The organism is Sphingopyxis sp. YF1, from assembly GCF_022701295.1.
GTDB lineage: Bacteria > Pseudomonadota > Alphaproteobacteria > Sphingomonadales > Sphingomonadaceae > Sphingopyxis.
In genome coordinates, this window is sequence record NZ_CP033204.1 from 3,271,994 (window position 1) to 3,297,629 (window position 25,636).

A 25,636-nucleotide genomic window follows, 5' to 3' on the forward strand; every position below is an offset into this window, starting at 1 on the left:
GCAGGGAGCCACACGTGCACGACAGCCTTTCCACCCCGATCAGCCGCCGCCAGACGCTTGCCGCGATCGGCGCAGGCGGTGCGACGCTCGCCCTCTCCGCCCCCTTGCCCGTGTTCGCAGCCCCCGCGGCACCGGCGACCGGCAAGGCCGGCGCCGACGCGCTGCTCTCGTCGATCGCCGACAATCTGCTCGCGCAGTCGCCCGAAGGAGCAACCTCGCTCGGCATCGATACCGGCGCACGCGCCGCGGCGCGCGGCCAGCTCGGTGACCGCTCGGCGGCGGGCATCCAGGCGCTCGCCGGCACGCTGAAGGCCGACGTCGCGCGCGTGCGCGCCTTCGACAAGAACGGGCTCGATCATGCGACGCGCACCAGCCTCGCGGTGGTCGACAGCGCATATAGCGTCGCGCTCGACGGCTTTGCCCTCCCCTACGGCGACGTCGCGGTCGGCGGCTGGCGCAACACGCCCTATGTCGTGATCCAGAATGTCGGCGCCTATCTCGACATCCCCAAATTCCTCGACAGCGACCATCCGGTGAAGAACTCCGCCGACGCCGAAGCCTATCTCGCGCGCCTGGGCGCTTTTCCGGGGGTACTCGACGGCGAGACCGAGCGGCTGAAAGCCGCGGGCGGCCAGGGCCTGATCGCCCCCGCCTTCCTGATCGACAAGGCGATCAAGCAGATGGAGGCGAGCCTCGCCGACGCCAGGGCGGGCGGATCGATGATCGAAAGCCTGGCCCGCCGCACCGGCGAAGCAAAGATCGCGGGCGACTGGAACGCACGGTCGGCGAAGATCGTGCAGGGCCCTGTCGCCGCCGCACTCGAGCGCCAGCTCGCCGAACTCAAGGCGCAGCGGCCGAAAGCGACGATGGACGCCGGCCTGTGGGCACGGCCGGGCGGCGACGAATGGTACGCATGGGGACTGCGTGCGAGCACGACGACGCGCATGACCCCCGACGAGGTCCATGCAATGGGGCGCGAGGAGCTGGCGGCGCTGCACGGCCAGATGGACCCGATCCTGCGCAAGATCGGCTATACCGAGGGTTCGGTCGGCGACCGGATGAACGCGCTCGCCAAGGACCCCAAATATAAATTCCCCGACAATGACGCCGGCCGCGCCGAGATCGTCGCCTATATCCAGAGCTGGCTCGGCAAGATCCGCGCCGAACTGCCGCGCGCCTTCCGCACGCTGGTCAAGGGCAATGTCGAGGTGAAGCGACTGCCGCTCGCCGAGGAACCCGGCGCACCTGCGGCCTATGGCGGCGCGGGATCGATCGACGGCAGCATCCCCGGCCGTTTCTGGATCAACCTGCGCACCACCGAATTGCACAGCAAATATTCGCTCCCCGACCTTGCGATGCACGAGGCGATTCCGGGGCATGCGTGGCAGGGCGAATATGCGCATGCGATGCCGCTCATCCGCACGATGCTGGCGTTCAACGCCTATAGCGAAGGCTGGGCGCTTTATGCCGAGCAGCTCGCCGACGAACTCGGCCTCTACGACGATTTCGAGGTCGGGCGGCTCGGCTATCTCCAGTCGCTCGCCTTCCGTGCATGCCGCCTCGTCGTCGACACCGGGCTGCACGCGAAGCGCTGGACGCGCGAGGAAGGGGTGCGCTTCTTCGTCGAGGAGAATGGCTCGAACCCGCTCGAGGTCGCGAGCGAGGTCGACCGCTATTGCAGCTGGGCGGGGCAGGCGTGCGGCTACAAGGTCGGGCACAGCGAGATCGTCCGTCAGCGCACCCTCGCGCAAAAGGCGCTCGGCGCGAAATACGACCTGCGCGACTTCAACGACGTCGTGGTCAAGGGCGGCAACGTCCCGCTCGACGTTCTAGCGCAGAATGTCGCCGAATATGTCGCGGGGGCGAAGGGGTGATGCGCGCTGTTGCGGCGGTGCTCGCGGCGTTTCTGCTCGGGCCCGCCAGCCATGCGAGTGAAGCGACGTCGCGCGTTGTGATCGTGACGAGCGACGTCGACCGTTTCTTCGCGCTCCACGACGATCCAGCGGTCGCCGCCAATCCCGACGCGCTCGCGGCGCGCTACCTCGCCGATGCATCGCCGGGGCTTCGCGAATTCATGACCATGCGTCGCATCACGCCCGAACGGCTCGCGGCGGCGCTGCGCGACAAGCCGCAGGTCTTCGCCGACGCACGCGGCTGCGCGGCGAAGCTCGGCAATGTCCGCGCGCGGCTGGTCGCGGCGACCGACCGGCTCGCGGCGCTCTATCCGCCCGCCCGCTTCCCGCCGATCACGATCGCGATCGGGCGCGGCGCAACCGCGGGAACGGCGAATGCCAGGGGGCTCTACATCGGGCTCGAGGCGCTGTGCGTGGCGAAGTGCATCGAGGCCGACGACGAGGACCGCTTCGTCCATGTCATCGCGCATGAATATGTCCATGCGCAGCAGCCGCTCGCGCAGGTGGAGGATCGCGAAGAAACGGTGCTCCGCGCCGCCCTGACCGAAGGCGCCGCCGAATTTGTCGCCGAACAGATGACCGGTTCGGTCGGCTATCCGCTGCTCCACATATGGGCCAGGGGACGCGAGAAGGAACTGGAGACCGCCTTCCTCGCCGAAAAGGACGTGAAGGCGATCGGCTCGCGCTGGCTCTACAACCAGCAGGGCAGCGACGGATGGCCCGGCGACCTTGGCTATTGGGTCGGATACCGGGTCGCGAAAAGCTATTACCAGCGCGCGCCTGACAAGGCGGCGGCGATCCGCGAGATCATCGCGATGCAGGACCCCGCCGCGTTCCTTGCCGCGAGCGGCTGGACGCCCGGCATCGCGCTCTAGGCCGGCAGCGGCGCCAGATCGGGTTCGACGAAGCCCCGCCGCGCGGGCACCGAAAAGAGCAGGTCGCGGCTGTAGAAGCGCAGCGGCCAGTCGCGCGTGCCCATCGGCGACAGCAGCAGCGCGTTGACGCGCGCCGCGAGCCCCGTCTCGGCGGTCCCCGACAGGAAGTGCCGCACCCCCGCGACATAGGCGCGGGTGATGCTGTCGTGATAACCGTTGTGATCGTCGTTCACGCCGCCGACGCTCTCGTTGAAGCGGCGGATGATGGTCGCGATCCCGGCGTCGACGTCGATGTCGGGCCGCTCGGTCAGCAGCCACAGGCAGGCGCCCAGATGCGCCTCGTGCGTCCAGGCTTCGCGCGGCAGCGCGCAGGCGAGCAATCGCTCGCCGAGCGCGCGGATGTCGGAATCGCGCTCGAACAGGCGCGGTCTATATTCGGTGGTCATGGGTCCGGTCCTTCCGGGTGATTGAGCACCCGGAAGTTTCCGGGTCAATTATGCCGCGACGGCCGCCTGCGGCGCGGCCTGGCGGACGCCTTCGTCGACATGGTCCGCGAATTGCGCGAAATTGTCGATGAACTGTCCGACGAGCGTTTGCGCAGTGCGGTCATAGGCCGCCTTGTCGGCCCAGGCTTCGCGCGGGTCGAGCAGCGCGGTATCGACACCCGGCACCGCGACCGGAACCATGAAGCCGAAATTCGGGTCCTTGCGGAATTCGGCGTCGTTGAGGCTGCCGTCGAGCGCGGCGTTGAGCAGCGCGCGGGTCGCCTTGATCGGCATGCGCTTGATCCCGTCCATCGTCGCCATGCCGCCGGTCCAGCCGGTGTTGACGAGCCAGCACTGGACGCCGCCCTTGGCGATCCGCTCCTTGAGGAGATTGCCATAGACCGACGGGTGACGGGGCATGAAGGGCGCACCAAAGCAGGTCGAGAAGGTCGCCTCGGGCTCGGTCACGCCGATCTCGGTACCGGCGACGCGCGCGGTATAACCCGACAGGAAGTGATACATCGCCTGGTCGGGGGTGAGCTTGGCGATCGGGGGCAGCACGCCATAGGCGTCGGCGGTGAGCATGATCACCGTCTTGGGCACTGGCCCCATATTCTGTTCCGACGCGTTCGGGATGAAATCGATCGGATAGGAACCGCGGCTGTTCTCGGCGAGGGTCGCGTCGTCGAAATCGAGTTCGCGCGTCGCGGGGTCGATCACGACATTTTCGAGCACCGTGCCGAAGCGCTTCGTGGTCGCGAAAATCTCGGGCTCGGCCTCGGGCGAGAGGCGGATCATCTTGGCGTAGCAGCCACCCTCGAAGTTGAAGACCGCGGTGTCCGACCAGCCGTGCTCGTCGTCGCCGATCAGCGTCCGCGACGCGTCGGCCGACAGCGTCGTCTTGCCGGTGCCGCTGAGGCCGAAGAAGACCGCCGTGTCGCCGTCCGGGCCGATGTTGGCCGAGCAGTGCATCGGCATCACGCCCTTTACCGGGAGCAGATAGTTGAGGATCCCGAACACCGACTTCTTCATCTCGCCGGCGTACTGCGTGCCGCCGATCAGGATCAGCTTCTCGGTGAAGTTGACCGCGACCACCGTTTCGGTGCGCGAGCCATGCTTCGCCGGATCGGCGCGGAAGCTCGGCAGGTCGATGATCGTATATTCGCTCGCGAAATTCGCGAGTTCAGCGGCCGTCGGGCGGCAGAGAAGCGTGCGGATGAACTGGCTGTGCCAGGCGAATTCGGTGATGACCTGCACCCCGACGCGATGCTCGGGCTGCGAACCGCCGAACAGCTGCTGGCGATAGAGGCGCGGGCGCGCCGCCATGTGCGCAAGGAAGTCCTCCTTGAGCGCGGCGAAATGATCGGGGGTCATCGGGACGTTGGTCTTGCCCCACCAGATGGTGTCGCGCGTTTCATCGTCCTGGACGATGAACTTGTCCTTGGCGCTGCGCCCGGTGTGCTTGCCGGTCGCGACGACGAGCGGGCCGTCCTTCGCCAGCACGCCTTCGCCGTTGCGGATCGCATCCTCGACGAGCTGGGCAGTGCCCCAGTTTTCAGCCACGGTCGCCGCGGTTTCCACGGTCCGGTTGCCGATCGTCACCTGAGTCATTGTCTTCGCCTTTCCCATGTCCGCCGACCCGTTGCATAGGTATGCAAGACCCGCCAAGCCAAAGGGCTGGCCCGCATTCGCAATGGGTGCCGACGTGACGCCGATTCCGTAAATCCCGGTCGCGTTAGCGAGGATGGCGCGGGAGGTCAAAAGATTCCCGCGCGACCGTGCGACACTTGCGACCGACACGCAGCGACAGAACCCCCGGCGCGCGGCGCGGTTGTCGCTGGGCGGCGGATCGGCTAATCCGCCTCTCCGGGTCCGCCCAATGGAAAGAGAATGACGGCAACCATCGCGCTGGTCGACGACGACCGCAACATATTGCAATCCCTGTCGATCGCGCTGCAGGCCGAGGGATTCGTCACGCGCGTCTATTCGGACGGCGAGGCGGCGCTGAAACCGCTGATCGACAATCCGCCCGACCTCGCGGTGTTCGACGTCAAGATGCCGCGCATGGACGGGCTCGAACTGCTGCGGCGGCTGCGCGAGAAGAGCCAGCTTCCGGTCATCTTCCTGACCAGCAAGGACGACGAGATCGACGAGGCGCTGGGCCTCGCGATGGGGGCCGACGATTATATCGCCAAGCCCTTTTCACAGCGGCTGGTGATCGCGCGCATCCGCGCGATCCTGCGCCGCGTCGATCTCAACCGGAACGCCCCCGGCACCGAGGACGAACCCGTCGCCGAGCCGATCAGCCGCGGCCGGCTGACGATGGACCCGGCGCGCCACAAGGTGAGCTGGGACGGCAAGGAGGTGACGCTGACCGTCACCGAATTCCTGATCCTCGAAACGCTCGCCTCGCGTCCGGGCATCGTGCGCAGCCGCAACCAGCTGATGGACGCCGCCTATCAGGACGACGTCTATATCGACGACCGCACGATCGACAGCCACATCAAGCGCCTGCGCCGGAAGTTCCGCGAGGTCGACCCCGAATTCGACGCGATCGCCACCCTCTATGGCGCGGGATATCGTTTTGCCGACGAAGGCTGATCCCGCGCACGACATCGAGGAACAGCCGCTCGTCTGGTCGGCGCGCTGGTCGCTGACCACACGCATTCTTGCGGTCAACATCCTCGCCATCGCGCTCTTGATGTTCGGCTTCTTCTATCTCGACACCTATCGCAGCCGGCTGGTCGACACCCGCATCGCGGTGATGCAGGACCAGCTCGCGATGCTCGACAGCGCGATCGAGGCTGCGCGGCCCGACCAGCGGCAGCGCCTGATCGAGGAGTTCGTCGCGGCGACCGAATCGCGGCTGCGTTTCTATGCGCCCGACGGTCGCCGGATCTACGACAGTTTCGAACATGGCCCGCCGACCTACACGTTGCGCGACCCCGACCTGCAACCATGGAAGCGCGACGCCGCGCGCGCGATGGATCGCGGCATCGACTGGATCGTCGGCGCCCCTTCCTATCCCGAGTTCGAGGAACCCGCGGTCGACCGTGCCGCCGCCTGGCCCGAGGTGATCGACGCGATGCGATCGGGTGAAGGCGCGACCCGCTTCCGCTACGCCCCCGAACGAACCCCGCTGCTCAGCGCGACGCGCGTCGTCGACCTCGACACGCCCGAAGCGATGCTGATGACGCTCAACGCGCGCGACATCACGCGCACCGTGCGCGCCGAACGCTTCCGCCTCGCGGTGGTCGTCGCGGTGGTGCTGATCGCGTCGGTGCTGCTCTCGCTCTTCCTCGCACGCACGATCGTCCGTCCGCTGCGCAAGCTCGCGCGCGCCGCGGTGCGCGTCCGCCTCGGCCGCGCCCGCGAGGTCGTCGTGCCGCGCCTGCCCAGCCGCCGCGACGAGATCGGCACGCTCGCGCGGGCGCTCAGCGACATGACGCAGGCGCTGCGCGAACGTATCGACGCGGGCGAGCATTTCGCCGCCGACGTGACCCACGAACTCAAGAACCCCATCGCCTCGGTGCGCTCGGCGATCGAGGGACTGGGCCGCGTCAAGAACGACGAACAGCGCGCGCAGCTGCTGGCGATCGCCGACGAGGATGTCCGCCGCCTCGACCGGCTGGTCACCGACATCAGCGACGCCAGCCGCATCGACGCGCAATTGTCGCGCACCAATTTCGAACCGATCGACATCGGGCTGATGATCGAATCGATGCTCGCCGCGCGCGCCGCGCGCGCCGAGGCCGATGCGGCCAAAGGGGACGGGGCGCCGCACCCGCGCATTGCCTTCGCCCGCCCGCGCAAGGGCACCACGATGGTGATGGGCGACGGCCACCGGCTCGAGCGCGTGATCGACAATGTCATCGACAATGCGGTCAGCTTTTCACCGCCTGGCGGGCTCGTCTGCGTGCGCGCGACGCAGCTGGGGGGCGAGGTGCACATCGGGGTCGACGACGACGGCCCCGGGATCGAGCCCGCGCAGCGCGACGCGATCTTCCGCCGCTTCCACAGCGAGCGCCCCGACGGCGAGGCGTTCGGGCGTCACAGCGGGCTGGGCCTCGCGATCGCGCGGACGATCGTCGAGGGACACAGCGGGCATATCGCGGCGCGCGACCGCGACGACGGCAAACCCGGCGCCAGCCTGCTGATCACCCTGCCCGCGGCGGACACCGGCGGCGAGGCGGAGCGATAGGTCACAGCGCGCGTCCCGGAATAGGAGGTTTTCCACCCCCTATCCGCCTTGCCCCGCCGCTGACACGCCGGTAAGCTGAAAAGCTATGTTGCCGCGCCGGACCACCATTCCCGTTTCCAATATTCACGCAACCTGCGTCGCCGCCGGAAGCCGCGGCATCCTGATCCTCGGGGCATCGGGGCAGGGCAAGTCCGACCTTGCACTGCGGCTGATCGATCGCGGCGCGCGACTGGTCGCCGACGATCGCTGCGACATCTGGCACGAACGCGGCCGGCTGTGGTGCCGCCCGCCCGAAAATCTGGCCGGCAGGATCGAGGTGCGCGGGATCGGCATCGTCGAACAGCCGCATGTGGCGCCCGTTCCGCTCGCCCTTGCGGTGCGGCTTTCGAACCGTCCCGAACGCATGCCCCCCGCGAACCAGGCCGAGATGGTCGCGGGCCACGCGCTGCCCGCGGTGCTGGTCGCGGGCTTCGAGGCATCGGCGCCGATCAAGGTGATGCTGGCGCTCGACCGGGTGGGAAGCGTACAATGACCGAGGAAAGCCAGCGCCTGCTCCTCGTCACGGGCCTGTCGGGAGCGGGCAAATCGACCGTGCTCCGGGTGCTCGAGGATCTGGGGTGGGAGGTCGTCGACAACCTGCCCGTCGCGCTGCTCGACGCGCTGCTCGGCGCGCCCGGGGGGCAGGGCCGCGAAGGCCGCCCGCTCGCGGTCGGTATCGACAGCCGCAGCCGCGGTTTCAAGCCCGCGCCGCTGGTCCGGCGGATGAAGGAATTGCGCGAAGCGGGCGGGCGCGACATCGGCACCCTGTTCCTCGATTGCGCCGGCGCCGAGCTCGAACGGCGCTTTTCGGAGACGCGCCGCCGCCACCCGCTCGCCGAGGATCGCCCCGCCGCCGACGGCATCGCGCGCGAGCGCGAGATGATGGAGCCGCTGCGCCGCTGGGCCGAGCATGTCATCGACACCACCAATTATTCGAGCAACGACCTGCAACAGGAGGTGCGCCAGCGCTTTGGCGACACCGGTACCGACGAGCCGGTACTGAGCGTGCTGAGCTTCGGTTTCGCACGCGGATTACCGCGCAACGCCGATCTGGTGTTCGACATGCGCTACCTCCGCAACCCGCATTGGGACACGCGCCTGCGCCCCGGTACGGGGCTCGATCCCGAGGTCGCCGCCTATGTGATGACCGACCCTGCCTATGAGGCGAGCATCGCGCAGATCGAGCAATTGCTGCTGACATTGCTGCCGCGCTACCGCGCCGAAGGCAAAAGCTATGTCACCGTCGCCTTCGGCTGTACCGGCGGGCGCCACCGCTCGGTCCATGTCGCCGAGCGCGTCGCCCGCACGCTGCGCGAGGCGGGCCATGCGCCGACGGTGACCCACCGCAACCTTGACTCCGCCCCGCAAGATGGGCTTGAGGGCAAGCCCCCTCCCGCGTCCGGCGGAAAAGCACAAGGGTCGTAGACTGCATGCCCAGCGATAAAGCACTGCCGCTTCTCGGAATGGTCCTCGTGACGCATGGCCGCCTTGCCGAGGAGATGGTGACCGCGATGGAACATGTCGTCGGCCCCCAGCGCGCGATCGCAACCGTGTGCATCGGGCCCAACGACAATATGGAGATGCGCCGCAAGGAAATCGCCGACGCGATCCGCAAGGTCGACGAAGGCCGCGGCGTGATCATGCTCACCGACCTGTTCGGGGGCACCCCGTCGAACCTCGCGATCAGCCTGCTCGACGCCGGTCGCACCGAAGTGATCGCCGGGGTCAATCTGCCGATGCTGATCCGCCTCGAAAGCGCGCGCAAGACGATGGAGCTTCGCCCCGCGGTGATCGCCGCGAAGGAAGCGGGCCAGAAATATATCTCCGTCGCGTCGGAGATGCTGGGGGTGACATCATGAGCGAATCGAGCGAGACGGTCGAAATCACCAACCAGCGCGGACTCCACGCGCGCGCGAGCGCCAAGTTCGTCACCTTCGTCAGCCGCCTGCCCGAAACCGTGTCGGTCGAGGTCGAAAAAGGCGGCAGCCGGGTCAACGGCACCTCGATCATGGGGCTGATGATGCTCGGTGCCGCGAAGGGCGATTCGATCACCATCCATACGAAGGGCGACGGCGCCGACGCCGCGCTGCTCAAGCTCGTGGGGCTGGTCAAGGACAGCTTCGGCGAGGACTGAGGCCGTGGCCCCATCCGCATGAATCACGCCCGCCGTTCCACCATCGAAAGCCTGTCGAATCCGCTGGTCAAGCGGATGCGGCTGCTGCGCGAAAAACGCCATCGCCGCGCCGAGGGACTGTTCCTCGCCGAAGGACTGCGCATCGCGACCGAAGCGCGCGAGGCCGGCGTGCTGCCCTTGTGGCTGTTCCTCGGCCCCGATGGCGCTGGCCACCCGCTCGCGCAGGCGCTCGTTGACGCGACGCTCGCGGGCGGCGGCGAGGTGATCGACACCACCCCCGCGATCCTTTCGAAGCTGTCGGGCAAGGACAATGCCCAGACCGTCGTCGGTATCTATGCCGAGCCGAAAACGGCGCTCGCCGACCTCGATCGCGGCGCGGCGCCGATCTGGCTCGTCGCCGAGCGGCTGCGCGATCCGGGCAATCTCGGCACGATGCTGCGCACCGGCGATGCGGTGGGTGCGGGCGGGCTGATCCTGCTCGACGAATCGACCGATCCCTATGCCGTCGAGGCGGTGCGCGCGAGCATGGGCGCGATCTTCACGCAGGCGCTGGTACAGGCGCGCTGGGAAGAATTCCTGCCCTGGCTGCGCGGCGGACCGGGGCAGCTCGTCGCGACCTGGCTCGGCGGCGACACCGTCGACTATCAGGCGGCACGCTACGTCGCGCCGACCTTCATCCTGATCGGCAATGAATCGCAGGGCATGCCCGCCGCCTATGCCGCCGCCGCCGATGTGCGCGTCAAGATGCCGATGCTCGGCAAGGCCGACAGCCTGAACGCCGCGGTCGCGGCGGCGGTGATGGCCTATGAAGTGCTGAACCAGCGGCGAAGATAGCATTCAGCCGCGCGACAGCGCGGTGCAACTACAACGCCCCTCCTCCGTTCGTGTCGAGCGAAGTCGAGACACGCCCGCGTCGCGGAAGACGCATCTCGACTTCGCTCGATGCAAACGGGTTTTGGGAGATGACCATGTTTAAGCCGCTTGCCATATTGACGCTCAGCGTCGCCCTCGCCGGATGCGTTCCCGCCGCCGAAGCCCCGCAGGGTCCGGCTACGCCGCCCGCGGCCGCCTATATGGCGCTCGGCACCGAACCGGGCTGGACGCTCGAGATCACCCCCGGGATACTCAACTACGACGGCGACTATGGCGACACCAAGATCGTCGTCGCCAATCCCGGCGCCCGGCCGAGCTTCAACGGCGAGCGCTACGTCACCAGCCGCCTGACGGTCGACATCACCCACGGCGAATGCAGCGACGGGATGAGCGACCGGCGCTATCGCGACACGGTGACGGTCATCGCCAACGGCAAGACGGTGAAGGGCTGCGGCGGCGGCATCCTCCCGCCGACCGAGCTCGCCGGGACCAGCTGGAGCTTCGTGTCGATCGGCGGCACGCCCGTCGCGGCCGACCGCCCGACCTCGCTCGCCTTCGAAGCCGACCGGCTGAGCGGCAGCGCAGGATGCAACCGCTTTTCGGGCCGCTACACGCGCGACGGCCGCACGCTCACCGCCGGGCCGCTGATGGCGACCGAAATGGCGTGCCCGGGGGCGGGCATGGCGCAGGAAGGCGCCTTCTTCGCGATGATGCGCGGGCCCGTGAGCCTCCGCTTTCCCAACGACGGCACGCTTGTCCTGACCGACGCCGATGGCCTGACGGCGGTGCTGCGGCGCTCGATATAGTCCCAACCCGTTCGCGCCGAATTTGTCGAAGCACCGTCCCTCCCCTGTCGCGCAGAGAGGAAGTGCGACCATTCGACAGGCTCGGGCGACCCGATTTGGCGCGGCTCTCTGACTATTCGCCCGCGTCGTTGACCGCCGCCGGTGCGCTCGCCAGCTTCGCGAGCGGGCGGGCCGCCTGTTCGGCGACGGGGAGCGCGGGAATCTCCTTGCCGCCGGTTTCGATATCGAGCGCCTCGAAACGCTTCGCCTGGGTCAGCACCTGCGATTCGAAGCTGCCGACGAAAGCGTTATACGCTCCCGTCGCCTGATCGAGATTCTTGCCGACACGCGCGATGTGCGTGCCCATCACCGACATGCGCGCATAAAGTTCCTTGCCGAGCGCCGCGATCTCGCGCGCCTGTCCCGCGAGCTTTTCCTGCCGCCACACCGCCGCGACGGTGCGCGCGATGGCGATGAGGTTGGTCGGAGTCGCGAGCAGCACCTTGCGGTCGAAAGCATAGTCCCACAGCTCATGATCGTGGTCGAGCGCGGCGGCGAGGAAATGCTCGCCGGGGACGAACATCACGACATAGTCGGGGGTATCGTCGAACTGGTTCCAGTAGCTTTTCGCGCCGAGCGTGTTGACATGTGCCTTCATCGCCGCGGCGTGCGCAGCGAGATGCGCGGCCTTTTCGCGCTCGTCGACCGCGCCGAACGCGTCCTGATAGGCATTGAGCGAGACCTTGGCATCGATGATCAGACTCTGCCCGCCGGGTACCTTGACGACGACATCGGGGCGCAGGCGTCCGCCCTCGCCGTCGGCGACGCTGACCTCGGTCTGGAAATCGGCATGTTCGGACAGGCCGCAACTTTCGAGCACGTTGCGCAGTTGCTGTTCGCCCCAGCGGCCGCGCGCCTTGGGGGCGTTGCGCAGCGCGTTGACCAGCTTCGCCGCCTCGCTCGACACGCGCTCGCTCTGGGTGCGCATCGATTCGATCTGGCCCTGCAGCAGGCCGAACGCGCTCTGCCGTTCGGTCTCCACCTTGCGCACTTCGCTCTCATATTTTTCGAGACGCTCGTGCACCGGCTGGAGCAACGCCTTCAAATTCTGCCCGGCGCTCTCCTCGCTCTGCCGGAAACGCGCGTCGGCGCGTTCGAGAAAGCTTTTTTGCGCCTCGCCGAGCATCGCCTGTCCCACCTCGCGGAACTGTGCGGTGAGCGCAGCCTGCGCATCGTGCAATTGGCGGATCTGCGCATCATGCGCCGCGTCGCGCGCCCGTTGTTCGGCGAGCAGCGCCGACAGCTGGATATCCGCCGCCTTGCGCGCCTCGGCTTCGGCCGCAAGGTCGGTGACCGCGGTGCGAAAACGCTCGGCCAGCCCGTCGCGCTCGGCCTTGAGCCCGCCCGCCTGCCGCCCGGCGAACAGCCAGCCGATGAGGGCACCGATGGCAAGGGCGACGAGGGCAACGAGCAGCGAGGCAAAATCCATGCGGGGAACATAGGACGAACACCGCCCCCTTGGCTAGCTGGAATTTTCCGTCCCCTACTCAAGGGGAAGGTATGCGCACCGCGCGCGCAGCAGCCGCCTCAGAGCAAATAGACGGCAACGTAGCGCGCGATCAGCAGCGCGAGCACCGCAATGCTCGCGCGCACGCCGCGGACCCACATCGCCGCGAGCATCAGTGCCGTAAGGACCAGCGTCAGTCCCCACACCAGCGGACGCGCAACGACCGCCGCCATCGCGGGCTGCGTCAGGTAAAAGGCGAACTGCGCCGCGAGCAGGACGAGCAACAGCCCGAGGACGATGCGCCGGACACGGAAATAATGGGTGTCGAGGTTCGCGAACCCCTCGGGCCGCGACGGGAAGACGAGCCGTGCAGCGAGATAATAGAGGCTCGCGAAAGCGGCGACCGCCATCAGCGTCGTCCCCGACACCGCGACATGCGCGCGCACCGCCCAGGCTGCCTGCCAGAAAGACAGCAGGTCGAGCATCACGAAGATCGCAAGGAGCGGCGTCAGCCAGCCAAGCGCGAACTGGCCGCGCGATGCCTCGGCGGCGAAGCGCGCCTCGAGCGCGCGGCCGAGCCCGCCAAGCAGTTCGACCATCGAAAGCCCGAGCAGCAGGCTGTAGAGAACGAAGACGAATTCGAAATCGGTCATGCGGACCCTTCCGGGGTGAAGGGCAGGATCGCCCGATAGGCGGCTGCACCGGGCGCCCCGCCGATCACCACCCCCTGCGTCAGCAGCCAGTAGTGCCGCACGATCTCGGCCTGTTGCTCGAGCCCGTAACGCTCGAGCCGCCAGCCGGGCCTGAGGCTGTAGCTGTATGTCGTAAAGGGGTGACGCATCAGCACCAGATACCAGCGGCCACGCGTCTGCGCCTGCCACACATGCGTCATTTCGTGGAGGAACAGCCCCTTCGCCTTGAGCGCGTCATAAGTCGGACAGGAAAAATCTTCGCAATAGACGTCGCCGCGCGGATGGAAATGCAGATGCCCCATCGGCGCCATCACGACCCCGCGCGGCTGGAAAAAGGCCCATTTGCGGTGGCGCACCCGCACCGCGTCGTAGCGGATCGCGTCGCCGAACACGCTCCGCGCGAGCGCGATCTCGCCCGCGGTCAGCCGGCGCCCGTCGCGCTCCACCCGCAGCTTACTTCTTTGCGGGTTCGGCGGTCTTCACCGCGGCATCGCCCGTGCCGTCATGCTCCATCGCGCCGTGATCCATCGCCGCGCCGTCGCCGCTCGTGTCGGTCGACGCCTGCTTGATCGGCATGTCGAACAGGATGCGTTCATTGTTGTTGTTGGTGAAGACGAACGCCATCGGCAGCTTGCCCGCGCGCACCGCGGCGGGATTGATGTTCCAGATCATCAGATGCTTGCCGCCCTGCTTGAACACCAGTTCGCCCTTCGCGGGCACCGCGGCGCGGTCGAGCGGCTTCATCGTCATCACGCCGTTTTCCTTGACGCTTTCGTGCATCTCGACGCGCTGCGCGAGATCGGCGGTCACCGCGACGAGCTCGACCGGCACCGGGCCGCCCTGGACGCGGAAATAGCCGACCGCGGGACGGTCGGGGGTCGCGCCCATCACGATATGCCCGCTCACCACGTTGAGCGGCTGGCCCTTGCCGAGATTCTCGCCGCACGCGGCAAGACCAAGCGCGGTCGCGGCGAGCGCGGTGCAGGCGAACAGGCGGGGGGTGAAGGGCTTCATGGCATCGGACTCCGTATGGCGAAGAATTTTCCTGTTCCCGATAAGCCGATTGAGTCCTTGTGCCAAGGATTAGCGCACCTATATCGCGCCCAGAAACCCCAGTCGGGGCCCATGGTATGGCGTGCCTTTTCAGGGCGCCGAAGAAGCAACAAGGACGTGTAATCATATGGCCAAAGTGATCGGGATCGACCTCGGCACCACGAACAGCTGCGTCGCGGTGATGGAAGGCGGCAAGCCCAAGGTTATCGAAAATGTCGAAGGCACGCGCACGACGCCCTCGATCGTCGCCTTCGCCAAGGACGGCGAGCGGCTGATCGGGCAGCCGGCGAAGCGCCAGGCGGTGACCAATCCCGAAAACACCATCTTCGCGGTGAAGCGCCTGATCGGCCGCCGCTTCGACGATCCCATGACCAAGAAGGACATGGAACTCGTCCCCTACAACATCACCAAGGGCGCCAACGGCGACGCCTGGGTCAAGGCGGGCGGCGAGGATTATTCGCCGTCGCAGATCAGCGCGTTCATCCTCCAGAAGATGAAGGAAACCGCCGAAGCCTATCTGGGCGAAAAGGTCGAGCAGGCGGTCATCACCGTTCCGGCCTATTTCAATGACGCCCAGCGCCAGGCGACCAAGGACGCCGGCCGCATCGCCGGCCTCGAAGTGCTGCGCATCATCAACGAGCCGACCGCGGCCGCGCTGGCTTACGGCCTCGACAAGACCGAGAACAAGACGATCGCCGTCTATGACCTTGGCGGCGGCACCTTCGACATCTCGATCCTCGAGGTCGGCGACGGCGTGTTCGAAGTGAAGTCGACCAACGGCGACACCTTCCTCGGCGGCGAAGACTTTGACTCGAAGATCGTCGAATATCTCGCCGACACCTTCAAGAAGGACGAAGGCATCGACCTGCGCGGCGACAAGCTCGCGCTGCAGCGGCTGAAGGAAGCCGCCGAAAAGGCGAAGATCGAACTGTCGTCGGCCGCGACGACCGAGGTCAATCTGCCCTTCATCACCGCCGACGCCAACGGGCCGAAGCACCTCGTCAAGACGATCACCCGCGCCGACCTCGAAAAGCTGGTCGAAGAGCTCGTCAAGCGCACGCTTGAGCCCTGCAAGAAGGCGATCAAGGACGCCGGCGTCTCGGCGAGCGAGATCGACGAGGTCGTGCTCGTCGGCGGCATGACGCGCATGCCGCGCGTGCGCGAAGTCGTGAAGGATTTCTTCGGCAAGGAACCGCACACCGGTGTGAACCCTGACGAAGTCGTCGCGATCGGCGCCGCGATCCAGGCCGGCGTTCTGCAGGGCGACGTCAAGGACGTGCTGCTGCTCGACGTGACCCCGCTGTCGCTCGGCATCGAGACGCTCGGCGGCGTGTTCACGCGCATGATCGACCGCAACACCACCATCCCGACCAAGAAGTCGCAGGTCTATTCGACCGCCGACGACAACCAGTCGGCGGTGACGATCCGCGTGTTCCAGGGCGAGCGCGAAATGGCGGCGGACAACAAGATGCTCGGCCAGTTCGACCTCGTCGGCATTCCGCCGGCGCCGCGCGGCGTGCCGCAGATCGAGGTGACCTTCGACATCGACGCCAACGGCATCGTGTCGGTCCACGCCAAGGACAAGGGCACCGGCAAGGAACAGCAGATCAAGATCCAGGCCTCGGGCGGCCTCAGCGACGCGGACATCGACCAGATGGTCAAGGACGCCGAGCAGTTCGCCGAAGAAGACAAGGCGCGCCGCGAGGCGGCCGAGGCGAAGAACAACGCCGAGAGCCTGATCCACTCGACCGAGAGCCAGCTGCGCGAGCATGGCGACAAGGTCGATGCCGGTCTCAAGTCCGAGATCGAGGCCGCGATCGCCGAAGCCAAGACCGCGGTCGAGGGCGGCGATGCCGCCGCGATGACCGAAAAGAGCCAGGCGCTCGCGCAGGTCGCGATGAAGCTCGGCCAGGCGATCTACGAGAAGGAGCAGCAGGCTGCGGCGTCGCCCAACGCCGACGGTGACGCTCCGAAGGCCGACGAAGATGTCGTCGATGCCGAATTCTCGGAAGTCGAAGACGACAAGAAGTAAGGACTCTCATCCCTATGCCGTTCGTGCCGGGCTTGTCGAAGCACCGTTCTCCCTCTTCCCCAACGAAGACAGAACGGCCCTTCGACGGGCTCGGGGCGAACGGCTTCGGGAAGCGAGGTTAGGGGCACCATGTCGCTCGACATCGATTATTACGAACTGCTCGAGGTCGAGCGCACCGCCGACGACGCAGCGCTCAAGGCGAGCTACCGCAAGCTGGCGATGAAGTACCACCCCGACAAGAATCCGGGGTGCGGCGACAGCGAGGCACGCTTCAAGGCGATCAACGAAGCCTATGACGTGCTCAAGGACCCGCAGAAACGCGCGGCCTACGACCGGTTCGGCAAGAGCATGCCGCACGGCGCCGCAGGCGGCGGTGCCGATTTCGGGGACATCGGCGACATTTTCGAATCGATCTTCGGATCGGCGTTCGGCGGCGGCCGCCAGCAGCGCGGCCCGGCGCGCGGCGCCGACCTGCGCTACGACATGGAAATCCGGCTCGAGGATGCCTTCACCGGCATCAGCCGCGAGATCCAGGTCGACGTCGCGGCGCGCTGCGACAGCTGCGATGGGTCGGGCGCCAAGCCCGGCACCTCGACGCACCGCTGCACCACCTGCGGCGGCCACGGCAAGGTGCGTGCGCAGCAGGGCTTTTTCATGGTCGAGCGGACCTGCCCCCACTGTCAGGGATCGGGCGAGGTCATCGCCGATCCGTGCGGCACCTGCCACGGCGAAGGGCGCGTCGACCGGCGCAAGACGCTGACCGTCACCATCCCCCCGGGGGTCGACGAGGGAACGCGCATCCGCCTGTCGGGTGAAGGCGAAAGCGGCGCACGCGGTGCGGCGCCGGGCGACCTCTACATCTTTCTCCACATGGCGCGGCACAAGGTTTTCGAGCGCGAGGGCACGACGCTGTTCACGCGCGCGCCGATCAGCTTCACCACCGCGGCGCTCGGCGGCTGCATCACCATCCCCGGGCTCGACGGCGCGAAGCACGAGATCAATATCCCGAGCGGCATCCAGTCGGGCAAGCAGCTCCGCCAGCGCGGGGCGGGCATGCCGGTGCTCAACGGCCGCGGCCACGGCGACCTCGTCGTCCAGATCGACGTCGAAACGCCGACGAAGCTCAGCGCCAAGCAGAAGGAACTGCTCCAGGCCTTCCGCGAGACCGAGACCGGCGACGAATGCCCCGCGAGTCAGGGCTTTTTCGGCCGCATCAAGGACATGTGGGACGATCTGACCGACTGAGCGCCCCGTCGCCTCCGCGCAGGCCGGGGGCCGCCGGAGGGTGCATTGCGGCGTGAAGCGACGACCGCCTTCCGACGCGGACGACGGACAAGATTCGGGCAGCGCCATGGCAAACCCGACAACGGCGGGTAACGCCCGATTGCGGACGTCAGAGATGTGCATCCCGGCGAAAGCCGGGCCCAGAGTGCCGACACGAACCCGGCGTGTTTCTGCAATGGACTCCGGCTTTCGCCGGGGCGCACGGAGGGCTGTATTCGGTCGTTTTCCGTCATCCCGGCGAAGGCCGGGATCCCGCCCTGCAAGCCATGACGCATCGGCGAGATCCCGGCCTTCGCCGGGATGACGACTGGAAATGGTCGCGGTCCGCTCTCCACCCCTTTTGCCGTTCACGGTCGATCTGGGTGCAATGACGGCAATCGACCGATTGTCGCCATTCGTTTGCTGTGCCAGATCACCTGCATGCGGACATTCCGATCTGGGGGCAGCATGGACGAACGGCAGAAAGAGAGAGAATATGGGTTCGGTCGGTTCAGGGAATATCGAAATCACATTGCCTATGTCGTGATGGGGGCTTCGCTCGGATTTCCGGAACGCGATTGGGACGAGCCAATGACGCTCGACAAAGCCTATGATATTTTGCGCCGTGGCCTTCCGGTATCATTCGACCGCATCAAAGACAAAGAAGCTATCCCACCAGCGACGGCGTTGCTGGAAGCGTCGTACGCAGCTTTCAAACGGGGCGATATTAAAAGCGGGGCGCACCTTCTTCAGGATTTCGATTCGAAGCTGCTCGATCTTCGACGCGGCCGACCCAAAAAATCCGGCTAAGCTGCGCCTGCTCTTGTGCGAAAGTACCAAGAACAGACTATCGCTTAACCACCCCAAAGCCGCCATCGACGTCGCATTTGCGATCTCCGCAATCGCCCGGCCTAAGCGCGATCGACCTCGCCCCTGATCTCCGCGATCAGCGCCTCCACCTTGGGCAGCCGCCCTTCTTCTTCATCGAGGATCGCATGGAAGGTGCGACGCTTGATCGCCGCCAACTCGCGCGGGGTCAGCGCACCGTCGCCCGTCACGCTTGACGCCACGATGTCGATCAAGCGGTCGGCGCCGTGCAGGCGTCCCCACAGATAGTCGTTCTCGCGATACGCGCGGCTGAAGAAAGCGCCGAAGCTGTTGAACTCGATCCCCTTGAGCATCGCCTGCGCGCCCCCGGTGCGGATCGCGGTGGCGTCGGAGGGCGAAATGCGATCGATCTTGATCGGGTCGAATTCGTCGAACCCCTCGCCCTGAAGCAACGGCAGGGTCGCGATGTCGTAGAAGGGATAGCCGAGATAGGCGAGCAGCAGCGTGCGGCGATCGTCCCTGGGCAGCGCCGCCAGCCCTTCGGCGATCAGCACGTCGGCCTCGGTATCAACGGCGACGAGGTCGCGCCGCGCCGCGATCGCGTCGATCCATGCGCCCGGCGGGGCATCGGCGGTTACGTCGAGCCCTTCGAGCCAGCGGTCGGCCTCGCGCTCGAGATAGCGACCGAGCGCTTTGAAGATCGCCTCGCGCATCGCTTCGCACACCGGATCGCGCGCTTCGCGCGTCGCCTCGACCGCGGTGTCGAGTTCGCGCGCAAGGAAACGCAGCCGGCGGACGCGGAATCCGAGGTCGTGCGCGCGGAAAAAGGCAATCGCGTCGCCGCTCGCGCCCGCACCCTTGCGTCCCGAAATGCGGTCGAGCCCGCGCGCGCGCACCTCGTCCCACAGCGCCCGCCGCCGGTTGGCGCGGTGCACCGCGCCTTCGGGCGGAGCAACCCGGTCGACCGCCGCCACCAGTCCCTCGACCACCGCCGACAGCTTGAGATGGCCATAGGGTGCATAAGCGAAGCCCGCGCGCGCCGCTGCCTGCTCCTGCGCCTTGGCGCGCCATTTGGCGAGCCGCGCCGGGGTCGGCGTGTCGAGGAAGAAGGTCGTGCCGAACAGCGCCGCGACCTGTTCCTCGACCTCGACCTTCATCGCGTCGACGATGCGCTGCATGCGGCGGATGCGCCGCGACATGCCCTCGATCGCCTCGACATTGTCGCGAATCGGCTGTTCGCGCGGGATTTCGGAGAGTGCCCCGAGGATCGTCGAGAGAAAGCCCGGAAGTTTCCTCTCCGCCCCCTCGGCGGGATCGCCCGGCTTGCCGAAGCTGATCGACCTGTAGTCGGGCTTGGGGTCGATATAGACGAAGCGCCGGTCGATCTCGCGCCGTGCCGGGCGCTGTTTCAGCGCGGCGATCGCAGGGCGGAAGGGTGCATTGGCGAGCACCGAGCCGTCGATCAGCACACGGTCGGCGGGATCGGCCTCGCCGCCCGCGGGCAATTGCACGCGGAGAAAGGCATCGCGGTCCGGCCACGCGATCGCGCGCGCCGCGAGCACCGCGTCGAGTTCGCGGAGCGTGAAGGGCGGAAAGGCGCCGGGGAAGCTGGCAGTGGCGCGCGCCGCCGCCGCGAGCGCGGGCACGTCGTCGAGCGCCTCGCCCGCACGCCCGTCGTGACGGAAGCGGATGATCAGCCGATGTTCCTGCTCGGTCACGCGCGGCGGGCTGTTGAGCGACAGCGGCATGCTGTGCCCGGTGAAGTCGGTGACCGAAACGAACAGATCGATCGGCTGTCCCGCCGGAACCAGCACCGGCCCGCGCGGCCCCGCCTCCATCGCGTCGAACGCGTCGAGCAGCAGGTTCGAGAAGATCGCGCCGCCGAAGGGCGGCTCGAACCAGCGCGCACGCACGAAACGCGACAGCTTGGCGCGCACCTCTTCCTGCGCGCCCTCGCCCACCGTCCGGTCGATGACATTGCCGCGCTTCTTCATCGCCCAGCCGGCGATCGGCACCGCCCAGAATTTGGTCGCCGCCGACAGCGGACGCGCGTCGGGATCGAGCAGACTGTCGACGTCGGCGTCCTCGAGCCACAGGTCGGTGAGCGGGTCGAGCGACTGCCCCGTCGCCAGCGCGCGCGCGAGGAAGATGCCGTTGATCCCCCCCGCGCTGGCCCCCGCGACGATGTCGGTCAGCACGCGCAGGCGCACGCTCGTCTTTGCCTCGATCGCCGCAAGCAGGTCGCGGTAGACGGCGCACGAGCCCGGCAGTTCCTGTCCGTCGTGGAACGCCCGTGACGCCGCGGCGAGGCGCCACACTTCCTTGGTGATGCCGTGCATATAGACGGCGAGGCTGATGCCGCCGTAGCAAATCAGGGCGAAGCGCAGTTCCTTTTCCCGCATGACCCGGGTGATAGCAGCGCTTGCAGGCGCGTGGCGAGAATTTCGACCGGACGCGCGGAAGTTGGCGAAAGTGCCGCGCAGCGTGCATTCCCTCTTGCATATGCGAATGTGTCGCACTAGCGGGCTCTCCGGACAGGAGTTGAGAATGAATCGCAAGTTGTTCGCCGCCGCGCTCGCCGGCACCGCCCTTTCGACGCCCGCCTTCGCGCAGCAGGATGCCGCACCGGTGGCCGAAGACGGCGGCGCCGAGACGATCGTCGTCACCGCGGCGCGCACCATATTGCCCCCCAATGCGCTGCCGCTGACGATCGACGTCATCGGCAAGGACAGCCTCGACCAGCAGATCGCGATTTCGGGTTCGGTGACCGACGCAGTCGCGACGCTGACCCCCAGCTTCTCGCCGACGCGGCAGAAATTGTCGGGCGCGGGCGAAACGCTGCGCGGACGCTCGCCGCTCTATGCGATCAACGGCATTCCGCAGTCGACCCCGATGCGCGACGGCAGCCGCGACGGCTTCACCGTCGACGGCTTCTTCGTCGACCGCGTCGAGCTGATCTATGGCTCGAACGCGCTGCAGGGCATCGGCGGCACCGGCGGCATCGTCAACCAGGTCACCGTCGGTGCGCCGAGCACCGAAGGCCTGTCGGGCCGCCTGCTGTTGCAGGGTACCGCCGACGACGGCTTCAGCAAGGATGGACTCGGCGGCAAGGTCGCGGGCCTCGTCCAGTACAAGGCCGACCGCTTCGACGCGACCTTCGGCGCCGCGTGGGAAAAGCGCGGTGCCTTTTACGATGGCGAGGGGCGCCGCATCGGCATCAACCTGACGCAGGGCGAAACGCAGGATTCGAAGGCGCTCTCGCTGTTCGCGCGGCTTGGTTACGAAGTGACCGACACGATGCGGCTCGACCTGATCGCGAGCCGGTTCGAGCTCAAAGGCGACGGCGATTATGTCGCGGTCGCGGGCAACCGCCTGACCGGCGTCCCGACGAGCGCGGTGCACGGCACCCCGCCGGGCAAGTCGGCGCAGAATCGCACCGAAAGCGTCGCGCTGTCGCTGACCGACAGCAACCTCGGCGGCGGCAATTTCGTCAGCCAGATCTTCTTCAACCGCAGCCGCGACACCTTCGGCGGCGAGATCAACCCGCAGGCGACCTTCCAGGACCCCGCGCTCGCGCCGGTCGGCACCCTGTTCGACCAGTCGCAGAACCGGTCGCGCAAGCTTGGCGCCAAAATCAGCTACGAACGCGCGGTGCCGGGTTTCGAGAATCTGACCGTCACGCTCGGCTTCGATGCCCTCTTCGACAAGACCGAGCAGGCGCTGATCGCGACCGGGCGCGTCTGGGTGCCGCCGAGCGATTTCCGCAGCCTCGCGCCCTTCGGTCAGGCGAATCTGAAGCTGTTCGACGGGATCGTCCGCGTCGCCGGCGGGGTGCGCTGGGAAAATGTCCGGATCAAGATCGACGATTATCACACGCTGGCGTCGACGACCTTCCGCGCCTGTTCGGCCACGGTCACGACGAATTGCGGCGTTTCGACCTATGGCGGCGTCGACGTCGCGGGCGCCAAGCCCAGCTTCAAGGACCTGCTGGTCAACGGCGGCGTCATCGTCGAGCCGTGGGACGGAATCCGCGCCTATGCGAGCTATGCCGAGGGCTTCACCGTCCCCGACATCGGCCGCATCACCCGCTCGGTCGGCGAGGCCGGATTTTCGGTGAACTCGATCGGGGTCGACCCGATCGTCTCGAACAATCGCGAAATCGGCCTCGAAGTGAAGCGCGGCCCGCTCGACGCGTCGGCGGCCTATTTCTGGTCGTCGAGCGACAAGGGGCAGTTGCTGATCCAGGGCACCGACCGCAATTTCGACGTCCAGCGGCTGCGCATCGAGATCCAGGGGCTCGAACTCAACCTCGGCGTGCGCCTGCCGATCGACGGGCTCAAGCTCAATGTCGGCTATGCGCACATCAAGGGCCTGTTCGACAGCGACGCCTCGCGCGGCGCGCCCGACGGGATCGTCGATACCGACCTCGACGGCGTCAACATCTCGCCCGATCGCGTCAACCTGTCGGCGAGCTATGCCAAGGGGCCGCTGTCGGCGCTGGTGCAGACGCAATTCTTCCTGTCGCGCAGCTTCCATGCGATGGAGGGCAAGCCCCAGCCCAACCAGGCCAATAATTTCGGCGGCTACAACATCACCGACGCCAGCATCCGCTACGACACCGGCTTCGGCGGCCTCAGCCTGTCGGTGCAGAATCTGTTCGACAAATTCTACATCGACTATTCGAGCGACACGCGGCTGCCGACCGACAATCTCGCCTTCTTCGCGGGACGCGGGCGGACCTTCACGCTCGGCTGGGATTACCGCTTTTGATTTTTCCTTCCGTCATTGCGAGCGAAGCGAAGCAATCCAGCGCGGGTTTACGCCGCGCCTGGCTTGCCGCGTCGGCTCCGGCCCCTCGCAATGACGATGTTGATCGAGTGACCGCCCGATGATGAAATTGCTCGACACGCTCCACCGCTGGACCGGCGGCCTGCTCGGCCTCGTGCTCGCGCTGCTCGGCCTGTCGGGCACGATCCTGCTCTACGAGCATCTGTGGATCGGGCTGCCGGGCACCGGCGATCCGCTGCGCGGCGACCTCGCGACGGTCGCCGCGACCACCGAGCGGCTGATGGCGATGCCCGGCGCGCAGGGCATCATCTATGCCGACGGGCGTTTCGGGCTGCACCAGCTCCGCTTCGGTGCGCCGAACGGCGGCGATACCGGCGCCTATGCCAGCCAGGCGGGCGAGATCGTCACGCGCTGGGCGAGCCAGTGGGAGCGACCCGAACTCTGGATCTTCGACTTCCATCATCATCTCTTCGCGGGCGACAGCGGCGAATGGGTGATCGGGATCGCGGGGCTCGCGGGCCTGTTCTTCGTGATCTCGGGCGTGATCCTGTGGTGGCGCACGCGCAAGACCTTCCAGTTGCGGCTGTGGCCCAGGCGGATGTCGCGCCCGGCGATCGTGATGCACCACCGCGACCTCGGCATCATCGCGGCACCGCTGCTGCTGATCTCGGTCGTCACCGGCACGATGATGATCTTTCGCCCCTTCGCGATGGTGATGATCGCGCCGTTCGGGTCGCCCGCCGAAGCCGCCAAAGCGATCGAGCCGCCGAAATACAGCGGCGGCCCGCTCGCCGCGAAACCCGATTATACCGCGATGCTGACCGAAGCGCGGCGGCGCTTTCCCGACGCCGAATTCCGAATCCTCAGCCTGCCGCGCAAATCCGGCGACCCGATCATGCTGCGCATGCGCCAGCAGGCCGAATGGCTGCCCAACGGCCGTTCGACATTGTGGTTCGACGCCGCGACCGGCCAGGTGCTCGGCGCCCGCGACGCGCTGACCATGCCCGGCGGCGCACAGGCGTTCAACAAGGCCTTCCCGATCCACGCGTCGAAGATCGGCGGCTGGCCCTGGCGGATCGTCATGACGCTTTCGGGAATGGCGATGACGATGCTCGGCAGCTTCGCGGTGTGGACCTTCTGGTTCCGCCGCCCGAAACCCGCGAAGCCTCGCGCCGGGAAAGCGGCGCTCGCAACCAGCTGATCCCTTCGCATCGGCACGCCTTTCGCGGGTCCGGTGACTCACCCCAATACTTAGGGATTGACCTAAGTATTTTCCGACCATAGACTGGACCCCGCAAAAGGAAGCCCCGCCATGTCGAACGTCCGGCCCGACGCCCCCCTTGCCCCGCAGCCCGCGATGATCGACGGCATCTTCCGCGCGCTCGCCGACCCGACGCGGCGCCATGTGCTCGAACGCCTCAGCGAACGTCCGACCTCGGTCAGCGAACTCGCGGCGCGCTTCGCGATGGCGCTCCCCTCCTTCGTCGAACATCTGAAAATTCTCGAAGGCTGCGGACTGGTCCACTCGCGCAAGGTCGGGCGCGTACGCACCTACAGCCTCGCCCCCGACCGGCTACGCCTCGCCGAGGACTGGCTCGGGACCCAGCGCCGCCTGTGGGAGGGGCGCCTCGACCGCATGGACGATTATCTGCTCAAGCTCAAAAAGGAGGAAGACCGATGACCTTTCCGCTCCCGCATATCGACCCCGAGCTCGACCTGGTGCTCGACCGCGAGATCGACGTGCCCGTCGAGCTGGTGTGGAAGGTGTGGACGACCCCCGAACATCTGCAGCACTGGTTCGTGCCCAAGCCGTGGACGATCACCGACTGCACGATCGAACTACGCCCCGGCGGCGCGTTCAACACGGTGATGCGCTCGCCCGAGGGCGAAGAATTTCCGAACAGCGGCTGCTATCTCGAGGTCGTGCCCTTTGAGCGGCTGATCTTCACCGACACGCTGCTTCCCGGCTTTCGCCCCGCCCCCGCACCCTTCTTCACCGCCGGGCTGTTCCTGACACCGCACGGCAGCGGCACGCGCTACAAGGCGGTCGCGCTCCACGGCGATTCGGCGGCGCGCCAGAAGCACGAGGCAATGGGCTTCCACGACGGTTGGGGCACGGTGGTCAGCCAGATGGTCGACTATATCAAGGCGATGTAGGGTGACGACCA

24 protein-coding genes are annotated in these 25,636 nt (G+C 67.1%); 17 read left to right on the forward strand and 7 right to left on the reverse strand.

Annotated features, from left to right (window positions below; genetic code table 11):
• Window positions 1-14 precede the first annotated feature (14 nt).
• Both EAO27_RS15885 and EAO27_RS15890 read left to right on the forward strand, forming a co-directional pair.
• Window positions 15-1,874: a DUF885 domain-containing protein gene (locus EAO27_RS15885; protein WP_242771527.1), complete on the forward strand. Its 1,860-nt coding sequence runs from the start codon at window positions 15-17 to the stop codon at window positions 1,872-1,874.
• Window positions 1,874-2,788: a DUF2268 domain-containing putative Zn-dependent protease gene (locus EAO27_RS15890; RefSeq protein WP_242771530.1), complete on the forward strand. Its 915-nt coding sequence runs from the start codon at window positions 1,874-1,876 to the stop codon at window positions 2,786-2,788. Before EAO27_RS15885 ends, EAO27_RS15890 begins: the two co-directional genes overlap by 1 nt.
• On the opposite strand, the gene EAO27_RS15895 is transcribed toward EAO27_RS15890, so the two are convergent.
• Window positions 2,785-3,234 carry a hypothetical protein gene (locus EAO27_RS15895; RefSeq protein ID WP_242771533.1) on the reverse strand — a complete coding sequence of 150 codons (450 nt, stop codon included), beginning with the start codon at window positions 3,232-3,234 and terminating at the stop codon, window positions 2,785-2,787. The two genes, EAO27_RS15890 and EAO27_RS15895, sit on opposite strands and share 4 nt — an antisense overlap.
• 48 nt (window positions 3,235-3,282) lie before the next feature.
• Window positions 3,283-4,884, reverse strand: coding sequence for a phosphoenolpyruvate carboxykinase (locus tag EAO27_RS15900; protein WP_242771536.1), 1,602 nt, complete (start codon window positions 4,882-4,884; stop codon window positions 3,283-3,285).
• A gap of 279 nt (window positions 4,885-5,163) precedes the next feature.
• Here EAO27_RS15900 and EAO27_RS15905 point away from each other — a divergent pair, with 279 nt between their 5' ends.
• From EAO27_RS15905 to EAO27_RS15940, 8 genes are all read left to right on the forward strand, one after another.
• Window positions 5,164-5,874 (forward strand): response regulator transcription factor, encoded by a 711-nt coding sequence (locus EAO27_RS15905; protein ID WP_242771539.1) that lies wholly within the window; start codon window positions 5,164-5,166, stop codon window positions 5,872-5,874.
• Window positions 5,840-7,474 (forward strand): stimulus-sensing domain-containing protein, encoded by a 1,635-nt coding sequence (locus EAO27_RS15910; RefSeq protein ID WP_242771542.1) that lies wholly within the window; start codon window positions 5,840-5,842, stop codon window positions 7,472-7,474. The genes EAO27_RS15905 and EAO27_RS15910 overlap by 35 nt, the downstream gene beginning before the upstream one ends.
• A gap of 85 nt (window positions 7,475-7,559) precedes the next feature.
• Window positions 7,560-8,006, forward strand: a complete 447-nt coding sequence (locus tag EAO27_RS15915; protein WP_242771544.1) for a serine kinase — start codon at window positions 7,560-7,562, stop codon at window positions 8,004-8,006.
• Window positions 8,003-8,938 carry an RNase adapter RapZ gene (gene rapZ / locus EAO27_RS15920; RefSeq protein ID WP_242771546.1) on the forward strand — a complete coding sequence of 312 codons (936 nt, stop codon included), beginning with the start codon at window positions 8,003-8,005 and terminating at the stop codon, window positions 8,936-8,938. Before EAO27_RS15915 ends, rapZ begins: the two co-directional genes overlap by 4 nt.
• Before the next feature lie 5 nt (window positions 8,939-8,943).
• The gene (locus EAO27_RS15925; protein ID WP_242771548.1) at window positions 8,944-9,372 is read left to right on the forward strand and encodes a PTS sugar transporter subunit IIA; all 429 of its coding nucleotides are present in this window, start codon (window positions 8,944-8,946) and stop codon (window positions 9,370-9,372) included.
• Entirely contained in the window at window positions 9,369-9,647 is a 279-nt protein-coding gene (locus EAO27_RS15930) for an HPr family phosphocarrier protein (RefSeq protein WP_242771550.1), read from the forward strand. Before EAO27_RS15925 ends, EAO27_RS15930 begins: the two co-directional genes overlap by 4 nt.
• An 18-nt stretch (window positions 9,648-9,665) precedes the next feature.
• Window positions 9,666-10,481 (forward strand): RNA methyltransferase, encoded by an 816-nt coding sequence (locus EAO27_RS15935; protein ID WP_242771552.1) that lies wholly within the window; start codon window positions 9,666-9,668, stop codon window positions 10,479-10,481.
• 134 nt (window positions 10,482-10,615) lie between these two features.
• Window positions 10,616-11,326: an META domain-containing protein gene (locus tag EAO27_RS15940; protein WP_242771554.1), complete on the forward strand. Its 711-nt coding sequence runs from the start codon at window positions 10,616-10,618 to the stop codon at window positions 11,324-11,326.
• 112 nt (window positions 11,327-11,438) lie between these two features.
• Here the strand turns inward: EAO27_RS15940 and EAO27_RS15945 are convergent, their stop codons facing one another.
• From EAO27_RS15945 to EAO27_RS15960, 4 genes are all read right to left on the reverse strand, one after another.
• A complete protein-coding gene (locus EAO27_RS15945; protein ID WP_242771556.1) occupies window positions 11,439-12,794 on the reverse strand; it encodes a DNA recombination protein RmuC in 1,356 nt (451 codons plus the stop codon).
• A gap of 98 nt (window positions 12,795-12,892) precedes the next feature.
• Window positions 12,893-13,465 (reverse strand): hypothetical protein, encoded by a 573-nt coding sequence (locus EAO27_RS15950; protein ID WP_242771558.1) that lies wholly within the window; start codon window positions 13,463-13,465, stop codon window positions 12,893-12,895.
• Window positions 13,462-13,950, reverse strand: coding sequence for a vgr related protein (locus EAO27_RS15955; RefSeq protein ID WP_242771561.1), 489 nt, complete (start codon window positions 13,948-13,950; stop codon window positions 13,462-13,464). Before EAO27_RS15955 ends, EAO27_RS15950 begins: the two co-directional genes overlap by 4 nt.
• Before the next feature lie 7 nt (window positions 13,951-13,957).
• Window positions 13,958-14,518, reverse strand: a complete 561-nt coding sequence (locus EAO27_RS15960; protein WP_242771563.1) for a copper chaperone PCu(A)C — start codon at window positions 14,516-14,518, stop codon at window positions 13,958-13,960.
• A gap of 166 nt (window positions 14,519-14,684) precedes the next feature.
• Here EAO27_RS15960 and dnaK point away from each other — a divergent pair, with 166 nt between their 5' ends.
• The 3 genes from dnaK (at window position 14,685) to EAO27_RS15975 (ending at window position 18,662) form a co-directional block, all read left to right on the forward strand.
• Entirely contained in the window at window positions 14,685-16,589 is a 1,905-nt protein-coding gene (gene dnaK, locus EAO27_RS15965; RefSeq protein ID WP_242771565.1) for a molecular chaperone DnaK, read from the forward strand.
• Window positions 16,590-16,718: 129 nt separating this feature from the next.
• Window positions 16,719-17,834 (forward strand): molecular chaperone DnaJ, encoded by a 1,116-nt coding sequence (gene dnaJ / locus EAO27_RS15970; protein WP_242771567.1) that lies wholly within the window; start codon window positions 16,719-16,721, stop codon window positions 17,832-17,834.
• Window positions 17,835-18,320: 486 nt separating this feature from the next.
• Window positions 18,321-18,662 carry a hypothetical protein gene (locus EAO27_RS15975; protein WP_242771569.1) on the forward strand — a complete coding sequence of 114 codons (342 nt, stop codon included), beginning with the start codon at window positions 18,321-18,323 and terminating at the stop codon, window positions 18,660-18,662.
• Between the two features lie 101 nt (window positions 18,663-18,763).
• On the opposite strand, the gene EAO27_RS15980 is transcribed toward EAO27_RS15975, so the two are convergent.
• The gene (locus EAO27_RS15980; protein WP_242771571.1) at window positions 18,764-21,082 is read right to left on the reverse strand and encodes a patatin-like protein; all 2,319 of its coding nucleotides are present in this window, start codon (window positions 21,080-21,082) and stop codon (window positions 18,764-18,766) included.
• A 145-nt stretch (window positions 21,083-21,227) separates the two neighbouring features.
• On the opposite strand from EAO27_RS15980, the gene EAO27_RS15985 reads away from it, so the two are divergent.
• The 4 genes from EAO27_RS15985 (at window position 21,228) to EAO27_RS16000 (ending at window position 25,625) form a co-directional block, all read left to right on the forward strand.
• Window positions 21,228-23,450 (forward strand): TonB-dependent receptor, encoded by a 2,223-nt coding sequence (locus tag EAO27_RS15985; protein WP_242771572.1) that lies wholly within the window; start codon window positions 21,228-21,230, stop codon window positions 23,448-23,450.
• A gap of 121 nt (window positions 23,451-23,571) precedes the next feature.
• Complete coding sequence (locus EAO27_RS15990; protein WP_242780611.1) at window positions 23,572-24,669, forward strand: PepSY-associated TM helix domain-containing protein; 1,098 nt, start codon at window positions 23,572-23,574, stop codon at window positions 24,667-24,669.
• A 111-nt stretch (window positions 24,670-24,780) separates the two neighbouring features.
• Window positions 24,781-25,149, forward strand: coding sequence for a metalloregulator ArsR/SmtB family transcription factor (locus EAO27_RS15995; protein ID WP_242771574.1), 369 nt, complete (start codon window positions 24,781-24,783; stop codon window positions 25,147-25,149).
• Window positions 25,146-25,625: an SRPBCC family protein gene (locus EAO27_RS16000; protein WP_242771576.1), complete on the forward strand. Its 480-nt coding sequence runs from the start codon at window positions 25,146-25,148 to the stop codon at window positions 25,623-25,625. The genes EAO27_RS15995 and EAO27_RS16000 overlap by 4 nt, the downstream gene beginning before the upstream one ends.
• Window positions 25,626-25,636 lie beyond the last annotated feature (11 nt).